Origin of the sequence: Streptomyces sudanensis (assembly GCF_023614315.1) — a bacterium.
In the GTDB taxonomy this organism is placed as follows: Bacteria; Actinomycetota; Actinomycetes; order Streptomycetales; family Streptomycetaceae; genus Streptomyces; species Streptomyces sudanensis.
The window spans coordinates 4,996,871-5,007,478 of record NZ_CP095474.1 but is presented as its reverse complement, the minus strand read 5'-3'; the positions used below and the strand labels follow the sequence as shown (position 1 = coordinate 5,007,478).

Below are 10,608 nucleotides of genomic sequence, written 5' to 3'. Positions count from 1 at the left end.
GTCGGGGGCGGGGCCGTACGCGCGGGGCCCGCCGGGCCCGGTCCGGAGCCCCGCGCGGGCGCATCCGGCCGCGCGCGGGCGCATCCGGCCGCGCGCGGCCGCGTCCCGCTCCCCCGCCGCCGCGTCCCGCTCCCCTGCTCCGGCGCCCGCTCCCCCGTGGTGCGTGATCGCCCCCGGGTGGGTAGAGCGCCGGCCTTCGGGGTACCCGATCGCCCTCAGTCAGACGAAGGGGGCACGAGACCGTGAACAACCAGGTTGACGAGGCCGCCCGGCTCGCCGTGGCCCCGGCGCCCGGCGGGCCGGTGGACGGTCCGCCGCTGCCGCCGGACCGCACGCAGGCCATCCTGGAGGCGACCAAGCAGGTGGCGGCCATCCTGAAGGCCGGCGGGCACCGGTTCGCCCTGGCCGGCAGCGTGGCCGCGTACGCCCACGGCGTGCCGGCCAGTCTCCAGCACGACACCGACTTCGCGGTGCTGCGCGAGGACGCGGGGGCCGTCGCGCGCGAACTGCAGAACGCGGGCGTCCAGGTCCGCCAACCTCCCGAGGACTGGCTGATCAAGGCCACCTGCCTGGGCGAGGAGATCGACCTCATCTTCGAGCTGGCCCGCCGCCCGGTCACCCAGGAGCTGCTGGGGCGGGCGCAGGTCCTGCCGGTCGACTCGGTGCACATGCCGGTCCTGGCGCCGACGGACCTCATGGGGAGCCAGCTGGCGGCGTTCTCCGAGCACCACTGCGACTTCGGGGCCGTGCTGCCGATCGCGCGGGTGCTGCGGGAGAGGATCGACTGGGACCTGCTGCGGCGGGAGAACGCCGGCTCCCCGATGCCGGAGGCGTTCCTGTTCCTGCTGGAGCGCCTGAACGTGATCGAACCGAGGGAGGCGACCCCATGAGCGGCGTCGACACGGCCGAGTACCGCATCGCGCACCTGCGGGACCGGCTGGCGGGCGAGGACGTGGCGGAGCTGGGCGTGCGGATCGAGGAGCGCGGCGGGAGCGTGATGCTGTACGGGACGGTGTCCAGCGCGGCGTGCCGCAGCGAGGTCCTGCGCATCGCCCGCGAGGAGCTGGCCGGGCTGCCGCTGCACGAGGACCTGGTGGTGGCCTGCTCCGACGCCCCGACGCACTCCGAGGAGCTCTCGTGATCCGAGTGGCCGCCGTGGGTGACATCCACCTGTCCCCCGAGAGCGCCGGCGCGCTGCGGCCGGCCTTCGACACGCTGGGCGAGTGCGCCGACCTGCTGCTGCTCGCCGGGGACCTGACCCGGCACGGCACGGTCGAGGAGGCCCGCGTGGTGGCCCGCGAGGTGGCCGGGCTGCCGGTGCCGGTGGTGGCCGTGCTGGGCAACCACGACTACCAGAGCGACCTGCAGGACGAGGTGACGGCCGTACTGGAGGAGGTCGGCGTCACCGTCCTGGAGGGCCGGGGCACGGTGCTGCGGATCGGCGGGACGCGGGTGGGCGTGGCCGGGACGAAGGGGTTCGGCGGCGGGTTCGCCGGGCGGAGCGGCGGCGAGTTCGGCGAGCCGGAGATGAAGGAGTTCATCCGGTACACCCGGCGGTGCGCGGAGGGGCTGGCCGCGTCCCTGCGGGAGCTGCGGGAGGAGGAGTGCGCCGTGCGGATCGCGCTGACGCACTACTCCCCGGTGCCCGAGACGCTGGCCGGGGAGCCGCTGGAGATCTACCCCTTCCTCGGCAGCTACCTGCTGGCCGAGGCGGTGGACGAGGCGGGCGCCGACCTGGTCGTGCACGGCCACGCGCACATGGGCAGCGAGCACGGCATGACGGGCGGCGGCGTGCGGGTGCGCAACGTGGCGCAGCCGGTGCTGGGGCGGGCCTTCGCCGTGTACCAGCTGCCGGTCCGCGACCGGCCGGCGCCGCTGGTGGGGGAGGCCGCGGGAGCGGGGTCGCGTTGAGGCGGTCCGGTTAGCGCTCCTCTCGGGATGGGTAACGGGGGTATTGCGACATGTCGGACAAATCCGGCATGCGCCCGCATCCCGAGAGGAGCCGGCGATCATGACGGACGACAGCCGGAAGGTACTCACCAACCGCCAGGGCCATCCGGTCCACGACAACCAGAACCAGCGCACGGTCGGTGCCCGCGGCCCGGCGACGCTGGAGAACTACCAGTTCCTGGAGAAGATCAGCCACTTCGACCGGGAACGCATCCCCGAGCGCGTCGTCCACGCCCGCGGCGTCACCGCGTACGGGTACTTCGAGGCGTACGGCTCCTGGGGCGACGAGCCGATCGGCCGCTACACCCGGGCGAAGCTGTTCCAGGAGCGCGGCAAGCGCACCGACCTCGCCGTGCGGTTCTCGACGGTGATCGGCGGGCGGGACTCCTCGGAGTCGGCGCGCGACCCGCGCGGCTTCGCCGTGAAGTTCTACACCGAGGACGGCAACTGGGACCTGGTCGGCAACAACCTGGGCGTGTTCTTCATCCGGGACGCGATCAAGTTCCCGGACGTCATCCACGCCCTGAAGCCGGACCCGGTCACCTTCGAGCAGCAGCCGGGGCGGATCTTCGACTTCATGTCGCAGACCCCGGAGAGCATGCACATGCTCGTCAACCTGTTCAGCCCGCGCGGCATCCCGTCGGACTACCGCCACATGCAGGGCTTCGGCGTCAACACGTACAAGTGGGTGAACGCCGAGGGCGACACGGTGCTGGTCAAGTACCACTGGATGCCGAAGCAGGGCGTGCGGAGCATGACCGGGGAGGACGCCGCGAACATGCAGGCGCGGACCCTCGGCCACGCCACGAAGGACCTGTACGAGGCGGTCGGGCGCGGCGACCACCCGGAGTGGGAGCTGCTCGTCCAGATGATGTCGGACGACGAGCACCCGGAACTCGACTTCGACCCGCTGGACGACACCAAGACCTGGCCGGAGCAGGACTTCCCGCCGAAGCCGGTGGGGCGGATGGTGCTCGACCGGATGCCGGAGAACTTCTTCGCGGAGAACGAGCAGATCTCCTTCGGCACCGGCGTGCTCGTGGACGGCCTGGACTTCTCGGACGACAAGATGCTGGTCGGCCGGACGTTCTCCTACAGCGACACCCAGCGGTACCGGGTCGGCCCCAACTACCTGCAGCTGCCGGTCAACCACGCCAGGAACGCGGACGTGCGCACCAACCAGCGCGACGGCCAGATGACGTACCACGTGGACGGCGCCGGGGAGAACCCGAGCGTCAACTACGAACCGTCCGTCAGGGGCGGGCTGCACGAGGCCCCGGCCCCGGCCCACGACGAGCAGGGGCCGGAGATCCGCGGCCGCCTCACCCGCAAGCGCATCCCGCGCGCCAACGACTACCTCCAGGCCGGCCAGCGCTACCAGCTGATGGAGCAGTGGGAGCGCGACGACCTGGTGCTCAACTTCGTCGACGCGCTCAAGCAGTGCGACCGGCCCGTGCAGGAGCGGATGGTCTGGCACTTCCTGATGGTCGACACCGACCTGGGGCTGCGGGTCGGCGAGGGCGTGGGCATCGGCCCGGGGGACGTGGCCGGCCTGGAGCCGCTGCCGGGCCAGACCCTCACCGACGAGGACCGCAAGCGCCTGGCCAACCTGGGCGAGAACCCGCCGCGGGACGTGACCGGGCTGACGATGACGCACTGCGTGCCCAACGAGCGGTTCGTCGTCCCGCGCTGACGCCGCGCGGGGCCCGCGCCGCGCGCCGCACCGGGGTCCGTCCGGCGCAGCGCGCGGCGCGGGCCGGGGCGTGCGGGCCGGGCGCGCGGGTCAGGGGCGGCGCCAGGTGTCGTCCTCCAGGTGGGAGCCTGCCTGGGGGCCCATCCGCAGCATGCCGCCGTCGACGGTCCAGGACGCCCCGGTGACGTACGAGGCGTCCTCGCCCGCCAGGAAGGCGATCACGGCCGCGACCTCCCGGGCGTCGCCCGGACGGCCGAGCGGGATGCCGGGACGGCGCTCCTCGCGCACGTCCCGGTCCTCCTGCCCGGTCATGGGCGTGGCGATCTCGCCGGGCGCGACCGCGTTGACGGTGATGCCGTGCTCGGCCAGCTCCAGCGCCATCACCTGCGTCAGCAGCCCCAGTCCGCCCTTGGCGGCGCAGTAGGGGGCGGCGCCGACCCGGGGCTGGTGCTCGTGCACCGAGGTGACGTTGACGACGCGTCCGCCGTCACCCTGGTCGATCATGCGGCGGGCGGCGAACTGGGTGCACAGGAACGGTCCGACCAGGTCCACGTCGAGGACGGCGCGCACCGTCTCGTACGGCAGGTCGAGGAAGGGCGTGGCGGTGCCGGTTCCGGCGTTGTTGACCAGGACGTCGATCCTGCCGAGCTCGCCGGCCAGGTCGTCGACGACGCGGGCGGCGTCCGGCAGTTCGGTCAGGTCCATCCGGGCCACGGCCGCCCGGCGGCCGTGGGACCGCACCTCCTCGGCGGTGTGCAGCGCGCCGTCGTGGTCGGTGTGCCAGGTGATGCCCACGTCCATGCCCTGCCGGGCGAGGCGGACGGCCGTGGCGCGTCCGATGCCCGAGTCCGAGCCGGTGACGACGGCGACGGGGGTTCCTTGCCTCATGGGTCGGCCGGTACCGCGCCCGGCGTCCGGCAAACCCCGGCCGGGCGGCCGGTTGTGAGCGCGGCACGAGAGGGCAGGGGAACGGAATGCCGGATGTGACGACAGCCCCCGTGTTCAAACTGGTGCGACGGACGAGGGAACCCGTCGCCGTGCAGACGCTGCGGTCCACCGGGGCCGCGGTCATCGCCTACGTGGTCGCGCTGGCGGTGCTGCCCGCGCAACCCGCGCCGCTGACGGCGCCGCTGACGGCGCTGCTGGTGGTGCAGGTGACGCTGTACGCGACGCTCACGACCGGGATCCGCCGGGTCAACTCGGTGATCGCCGGGGTGGTGGTGGCGATCGGGTTCAGCGCGCTGGTCGGCCTGAGCTGGTGGAGCCTGGGACTGACCATCTTCGCGGCGCTGATCGTGGGCCACCTGGTGCGGGTCGACGAGTTCGTCCCCGAGGTGGCGATCAGCGCGATGCTGGTGCTGGGCGTGACCCAGGTGGGCTCGGCCGCCTGGCACCGGATCCTGGAGACGCTGATCGGGGCCGTGGTCGGGATGCTGTTCAACCTGCTGCTCGCGCCGCCGGTGTGGGTGCAGCCCGCCGGGGCGTCCATCGAGGGCCTGGCCTCCGGGATAGGGCGCATGCTGCGGGCCATGGGCGAGGACATCGCGGACCTGGAGCACGTGCCGGTGGCGCACGCGGCGGCGCGGCTGCACGAGGCGCGGCGCCTGGACCACGCGATCGTGGAGGTCGACGCGTCGCTGCGGCAGGCGGAGGAGAGCCTGCGGCTCAATCCGCGCGTACGGGACGGCCTGCTGGCGCGGATCGTGCTGCGGACCGGCCTGGACACCCTGGAGATCTGCGCCGTGGTGCTGCGCGTGCTGTCGCGGACGGTGACGGACCTGGCGAAGCACCGCACCGGCGAGCCGCTGGTGCCGGCGGACGTGGCGGTGCTGCTCCGGGAGCTGTTCGGGCACATGGCGCACGCCGTGGAGAGCTTCGCCCGGCTGATCACCACGCAGGTGGCGGCGAACGCCGAGGAGGCCGAGGAGCGGCTCACCCGGGCGCTCGCCGACGGGCGGGCCGTCCGCGACCGGGTGGCCGACCTGCTGCTGGAGGACGTGCAGGAGCACCCCCGGCAGTGGCAGCTGCACGGGGCGATGCTCAGCGAGGTCGACCGGATCCTGGACGAGCTGGACGTGGACAAGCGCACCGAGCGGCTGACGCAGGAGCTCGACCGGCGGGCGGCGGAGCTGGGCGAGCGCCACCCCCGGCTGGCGGCGCTCGCCGCCCGGCTGAGCGGGACGGGCGGCGAACCGCGGCGGCCCGGAGTGGAGACGTGACCCGACGGCCGGGCGGGGGGACGTGACCCGGCGGCCGGGGGACGTGACCCGGCNGCCGGGGGGACGTGACCCGGTGGGGCCGCGGGCGGATGCGCGGGCCGGCGGCCGGGCGGAAGCGGGACGCGGCGGGCGGGACCCGCTCAGCCGTTCGGGGTGTCCACGCGGAGGCGCACCTGCTCCCGGAGCCGGTGCAGGCTCCGGTCCAGCGCCTCGGAGACCTGCTGCCCGCCCGGGTCGTGGGTCTCGTCGAAGAAGGACAGGTGGACGGTGACCTCGCTGGCCCCGGAGTCGATGCCGGCGACCTGGAGCCAGCCCGCGTAGGAGCCCTCCCCCCGCGTCCCCCACTCCAGGCGCATCTGCTCCTTGCGCGGTTTCAGCAGGGCCGGGGTGTCCTCGTCGGTGCGGTCCTCGTGGACGGTCACCGCGGGCAGCTCGTCCGCGTGGACGTGGAGGCCGCCGGGCAGCCACTCCTCCAGGCGACCGAGGTCGGCCGCCTGGTCGAAGACCTGCTCGGGCGGGGCGGGCATCGTCAGGGAGCGTTCGTATTCCGTCATTCCTCCCCAGTTCCTCGACGGGGCGGGGTCATGCACGGCGCCCGGAACCGGGAGGGCCTCGGGAACCCGAGGGGACGAGAAGAGCCCCGGCTGGACGGGGGGGACCAGCCGGGGCGGCTCACGGGGTACGGGGAGGTCTCCTCCACGCACCGCATAGGTGAACGATAAACCATTCTCGGTCATTCAGGCCAATCCGGCCGGGAGCGGCCTGGTCGGCGGGCCCCGACGACCCTTCCGAGCGCCCCACCGGGCACCTCCTCGGCCACCGGGCGAGGGGCGGACCGCGGGGCCGGTGCGGAGCCCTCGCCCTCACGCCCGGGGCCGCGCCCACGCGGCGGTGCGTCCCGGATCGGATCACACCGCACCGCACCGCACCGCACCGCACCGCACCGGAGAGGACTGGATCAGATCGGGCCGGATCGGGCCGGATCGGACCGGATCGGCCTGCGAGACGGCGTGATTCAGCATAAATTGATCAAACTCGGGCTTTCCCCTGCCCTTGTGACCGGTCCACGATCGGGAGGCACCACCGCATGAGCCATCCGCCCGTCCCGTACGCCGTGGTCGTCCCCACCGTCGGGCGGCCCTGCCTCGCCGACTGCCTCAGGGCCCTCGCCGTCAGCGAGGGCCCCGAACCGCGCCGCGTCGTCCTCGTCGACGACCGGCCGGACGAGCCGCCGCCCGGGCGCGCCGCCGGCGGCCTGCCGGTGGAGGCGCTGGGCGCGCTCGCCGACCGGGCCGTGGTGCTCCGCAGCGGCGGGCTCGGCCCGGCCGCCGCCCGCAACACCGGGCTGCGGGAGGTGGCGGAGCCGTGGGTCGTGTTCCTCGACGACGACGTGCGCGTCGGCCCGTCCTGGCGGGCCGACCTCGTCCGCGACCTCGCCGCCGCTCCCCCGGGCACGGGCGGCGTCCAGGGCGTGCTGCGCGTCCCCCTGCCCGCCCGCCGGCGCCCCACGGACTGGGAGCGGAACACGGCCGGGCTGGAGCACGCCCTGTGGGCGACGGCCGACATGGCGTACCGCACGGAGGCGCTGCGCGCCGTGGGCGGCTTCGACGAGCGGTTCCGGCGCGCGTTCCGCGAGGACGCGGACCTGGCGCTGCGGGTGATCGCCGCGGGCTGGCCGATCCGGCGCGGCACCCGCCGCACGGAGCACCCGGTGCGCCCGGCGGACCGGTGGGTGTCGCTGCGGGCGCAGCGGGGCAACGCCGACGACGCGCTGATGGTGCGGCTGCACGGCCCGGACTGGTGGGCCCGCGCCGCCGCGCCGCGCGGCCGGATCAGGCGGCACGCGGCGATCACCGCGGCCGGCGCGCTGGCCCTGGTCCTCGCGGCGGCCGGACGGCACCGGGCGGCGGCGGTCGCGGCGGGCGGCTGGCTGCTGGGGACGGCCGAGTTCGCCCGGGCCCGGATCGCGCCGGGCCCGCGCACCCGCGACGAGGTGCTCACCATGGCGGTGACCAGCGCGGCCGTACCGGTGCTCGCCACCTGGCACCGCCTCGCCGGGGAGCTGCGGCACCGCTCGGCCGGGGCCTGGGACGGCGGTGCCGCGTGAAGCGGGCGGCCGGCGCTCCCGGGTCCGCGCGGGAGTCGCCGGGCCTCCGGGGCGGCGCCGGGTCCGGTGCCCGGGACGCCGAGTGGGGCGCCCCGCCCGCCGCGGTGCTGTTCGACCGCGACGACACCCTGATCGTCGACGTGCCGTACAACGGCGACCCCCGGCGGGTGCGGCTGATGCCGGGCGCGCGGGAGGCGGTGCGGCTGCTGCGGGCGCACGGGGTGGCGGTGGGGGTGGTGTCCAACCAGTCGGGCATCGGACGCGGCCTGCTCACCGAGGCGCAGGTGCGGGAGGTGAACGCCCGCGTCGACGCGCTGCTGGGCGGGCCGCTGGACGTGTGGGCGCACTGCCCGCACGCGCCCGGCGACGGCTGCGCCTGCCGCAAGCCCGCGCCGGGGCTCGTCCTGGAGGCGGCCCGGCGGCTCGGCGTGCCGGCCGGCCGGTGCGTGGTCGTCGGCGACATCGGCGCCGACGTGGAGGCGGCGCGCGCCGCGGGGGCCCGGGGCGTGCTGGTGCCGACGGCGAGGACGCTGCCCGCCGAGGTGGCGTCCGCGCCGCACGTGTGCCGGGACCTGCTCGGTGCCGTGCGGCACGTGCTGGGGGACCGGCCGGCGGTGCGGGGGCCGGCGTGAGGGCCCTCGTCGTGCGCCTCGACAGCTTCGGGGACGTCCTGCTCGCCGGTCCCGCCGTACGGGCGGTGGCGCACCGCGCGGAGCGGGTGGCGATGCTGTGCGGGCCCCAGGGGGCGCCCGCGGCGCGGCTCCTCCCGGGCGTGGCGGAGGTGCTGGAGTGGGAGGCGCCGTGGGTGGGGTTCTCCCCGCCGCCGGTGGACCGGGAGGACATCGAACGGATCGTCGACCGGGTGGCGGCGGGCCGGTTCGACGCGGCGCTGGTCCTGACCTCGTTCCACCAGAGCCCGCTGCCGGCGGCGCTGCTGCTGCGCATGGCGGGCGTCGCGCGCGTCGCGGCGGACAGCGTGGACGCTCCGGGCTCCCTGCTGGACGTGCGCCACCGGCGGCCCCCGGGCGTCCACGAGGCGCGGGCGGCCCTCGCGCTGGCCGAGGCGGCCGGCTTCCCCCGCCCGCCGGGGGACGACGGGCGGCTGCGGGTGCGGCACGCGGCGGGCGCGCCGGAGCTGACCGGCCCCGGCCCGTACGTCGCCGTGCACCCCGGTGCGAGCGTCCCGGCCCGCCGGTGGAGCGCCGACCGGTGCGCCCAGGCGGTGCGGCTGCTCGCCGGGGCGGGCCACCGCGTCGTCGTCACGGGCGGCCCCGGCGAGCGGGAACTCACCGCGTACGTGGCGGGCGCGCACGGCGTGGACCTCGGCGGGCGGACCGGTCCGCCGGAACTGGCGGCGGTGCTCGCGGCGGCGGACGCGGTGGTCACCGGCAACACCGGCCCGGCCCACCTGGCGGCGGCGGTCGGCACCCCGGTGGTGTCGCTGTTCTCGCCGGTCGTGCCCGCGGAGCGCTGGGGCCCGTACGGCGTCCCGCACGTCCTCCTCGGCGACCAGCGGGCCCCGTGCGCGGGGTCGCGCGCCCGGCGGTGCCCGGTGCCGGGCCACCCGTGCCTGGACGGGGTGACGGCCGAGGACGTGGTGGCGGCGGTCGGCAAGCTGCTGGGGGGCGGGGCGTGAGGCCGCGGGTCCTGGTGCTGCGGGCGCTGGGCCTCGGCGACCTGCTGGCCGGGGTGCCCGCGCTGAGGGCGGTGCGGCGCGGTTTCCCCGGGCACGAGGTGGTGCTCGCGGCCCCGCGCTCGCTGGCGGACGCGGTGGCGGCCCTCGACGCGGTCGACGCGCTGCTGCCCGCCTCGGCTCCGGGGCGGGCGGTGCCGGTGCGCCTGGCCTGGCCGGGACCGCCGCCGGAGGCCGCCGTCGACCTGCACGGCAGGGGCCCCTCCAGCCACCTGCTGCTGGAGCGGACGCGGCCCGGCCGGCTGCTGGCGTTCGCTCATCCGGGGACCCCGCAGGTGCGGGGCCCGGCGTGGACGGCGGACGAGCACGAACGGGACCGCTGGTGCCGCCTGCTGGAGTGGTACGGCCTCCCGGCCGACCCCGGCGACCTGCGGCTGCCCCCGCCGCGCGAGCCCTCCCCCGCGCCGGGCGCGGTGGTGGTCCACCCGGGCGCGGCGGCCGCGGCCAGGCGCTGGCCGCCCGAGCGGTACGCGCGGGTGGTGCGGGAGCTGCGGCGGCGGGGTCACCGGGTGGTGCTGACCGGCGGGCCGGGCGAGGACGGCCTGCTCGCCCGCGTGGCCGGGCCGGCCGGGCTCGGCGCGCGGGACGTGCTGGCCGGCGGGCTGCCGTACGGGCGGCTGGCCGCGCTGTGCGCCCGGTCGGCGGCCGTGGTCAGCGGGGACACCGGTGTCGCGCACGTCGCCGCGGCGTACGGGGCGCCGTCGGTGACGCTGTTCGGGCCCGTGCCGCCGCACCTGTGGGGGCCCCCGCCGGACCCGCGGCACGCGGTGCTGTGGCACCCCGGGCCGCCGGGCGACCCGCACGGCCGGGAACCGGACCCGCGGCTGCTGCGCATCGACCCGGACGAGGTCCTCGCCGCCCTGCTCCCGCGCCTGGGGGCGCCACCGGCGTGACCGCGCCCCCGGGCCCCGCCGGGCACCCGGAGCCGCGCGCCCGGTGGGGCCCC

Annotated in this window: 11 protein-coding genes; 9 read left to right on the top strand and 2 right to left on the bottom strand. The window is 76.4% G+C overall.

Annotated features, from left to right (window positions below; translation table 11 throughout):
• Positions 1–242: 242 nt before the first annotated feature.
• The 4 genes from MW084_RS23180 (at position 243) to MW084_RS23165 (ending at position 3,643) form a co-directional block, all read left to right on the top strand.
• Positions 243–890 carry a nucleotidyltransferase family protein gene (locus MW084_RS23180; RefSeq protein WP_010472589.1) on the top strand — a complete coding sequence of 216 codons (648 nt, stop codon included), beginning with the start codon at positions 243–245 and terminating at the stop codon, positions 888–890.
• Complete coding sequence (locus MW084_RS23175; protein ID WP_010472587.1) at positions 887–1,141, top strand: hypothetical protein; 255 nt, start codon at positions 887–889, stop codon at positions 1,139–1,141. Before MW084_RS23180 ends, MW084_RS23175 begins: the two co-directional genes overlap by 4 nt.
• Positions 1,138–1,911 (top strand): metallophosphoesterase family protein, encoded by a 774-nt coding sequence (locus MW084_RS23170; protein WP_050986807.1) that lies wholly within the window; start codon positions 1,138–1,140, stop codon positions 1,909–1,911. Before MW084_RS23175 ends, MW084_RS23170 begins: the two co-directional genes overlap by 4 nt.
• Positions 1,912–2,011: 100 nt before the next feature.
• Positions 2,012–3,643: a catalase gene (locus MW084_RS23165; protein WP_010472583.1), complete on the top strand. Its 1,632-nt coding sequence runs from the start codon at positions 2,012–2,014 to the stop codon at positions 3,641–3,643.
• A 90-nt stretch (positions 3,644–3,733) separates the two neighbouring features.
• On the opposite strand, the gene MW084_RS23160 is transcribed toward MW084_RS23165, so the two are convergent.
• On the bottom strand, positions 3,734–4,531 hold the full coding sequence (locus tag MW084_RS23160) for an SDR family oxidoreductase (protein ID WP_010472581.1): 798 nt from the start codon (positions 4,529–4,531) through the stop codon (positions 3,734–3,736).
• Between the two features lie 86 nt (positions 4,532–4,617).
• Here MW084_RS23160 and MW084_RS23155 point away from each other — a divergent pair, with 86 nt between their 5' ends.
• Complete coding sequence (locus MW084_RS23155; protein WP_029553641.1) at positions 4,618–5,862, top strand: FUSC family protein; 1,245 nt, start codon at positions 4,618–4,620, stop codon at positions 5,860–5,862.
• 140 nt (positions 5,863–6,002) lie between these two features.
• On the opposite strand, the gene MW084_RS23150 is transcribed toward MW084_RS23155, so the two are convergent.
• Complete coding sequence (locus MW084_RS23150) at positions 6,003–6,416, bottom strand: SRPBCC family protein (protein WP_010472576.1); 414 nt, start codon at positions 6,414–6,416, stop codon at positions 6,003–6,005.
• Between the two features lie 533 nt (positions 6,417–6,949).
• On the opposite strand from MW084_RS23150, the gene MW084_RS23145 reads away from it, so the two are divergent.
• Genes MW084_RS23145 through MW084_RS23130 form a run of 4 tightly spaced genes read left to right on the top strand, consistent with a single transcriptional unit; the run spans position 6,950 to position 10,555 of the window.
• Positions 6,950–7,969 carry a glycosyltransferase family 2 protein gene (locus MW084_RS23145; RefSeq protein ID WP_010472574.1) on the top strand — a complete coding sequence of 340 codons (1,020 nt, stop codon included), beginning with the start codon at positions 6,950–6,952 and terminating at the stop codon, positions 7,967–7,969.
• A complete protein-coding gene (locus MW084_RS23140; RefSeq protein WP_010472573.1) occupies positions 7,966–8,601 on the top strand; it encodes a D-glycero-alpha-D-manno-heptose-1,7-bisphosphate 7-phosphatase in 636 nt (211 codons plus the stop codon). Before MW084_RS23145 ends, MW084_RS23140 begins: the two co-directional genes overlap by 4 nt.
• Positions 8,598–9,605, top strand: a complete 1,008-nt coding sequence (locus MW084_RS23135) for a glycosyltransferase family 9 protein (protein WP_010472571.1) — start codon at positions 8,598–8,600, stop codon at positions 9,603–9,605. The genes MW084_RS23140 and MW084_RS23135 overlap by 4 nt, the downstream gene beginning before the upstream one ends.
• Positions 9,602–10,555 carry a glycosyltransferase family 9 protein gene (locus MW084_RS23130; protein WP_010472569.1) on the top strand — a complete coding sequence of 318 codons (954 nt, stop codon included), beginning with the start codon at positions 9,602–9,604 and terminating at the stop codon, positions 10,553–10,555. Before MW084_RS23135 ends, MW084_RS23130 begins: the two co-directional genes overlap by 4 nt.
• The last annotated feature ends 53 nt before the right edge of the window (positions 10,556–10,608 follow it).

Excerpts from the sequence above, each read along its gene's own strand:
- MW084_RS23175 (WP_010472587.1), top strand. The coding sequence starts at position 887 with ATGAGCGGCGTCGACACGGCCGAGTACCGCATCGCGCACCTGCGGGAC.
- MW084_RS23150 (WP_010472576.1), bottom strand. The coding sequence starts at position 6,416 with ATGACGGAATACGAACGCTCCCTGACGATGCCCGCCCCGCCCGAGCAG.
- MW084_RS23145 (WP_010472574.1), top strand. The coding sequence starts at position 6,950 with ATGAGCCATCCGCCCGTCCCGTACGCCGTGGTCGTCCCCACCGTCGGG.
- MW084_RS23155 (WP_029553641.1), top strand. The coding sequence starts at position 4,618 with ATGCCGGATGTGACGACAGCCCCCGTGTTCAAACTGGTGCGACGGACG.
- MW084_RS23160 (WP_010472581.1), bottom strand. The coding sequence starts at position 4,531 with ATGAGGCAAGGAACCCCCGTCGCCGTCGTCACCGGCTCGGACTCGGGC.
- MW084_RS23165 (WP_010472583.1), top strand. The coding sequence starts at position 2,012 with ATGACGGACGACAGCCGGAAGGTACTCACCAACCGCCAGGGCCATCCG.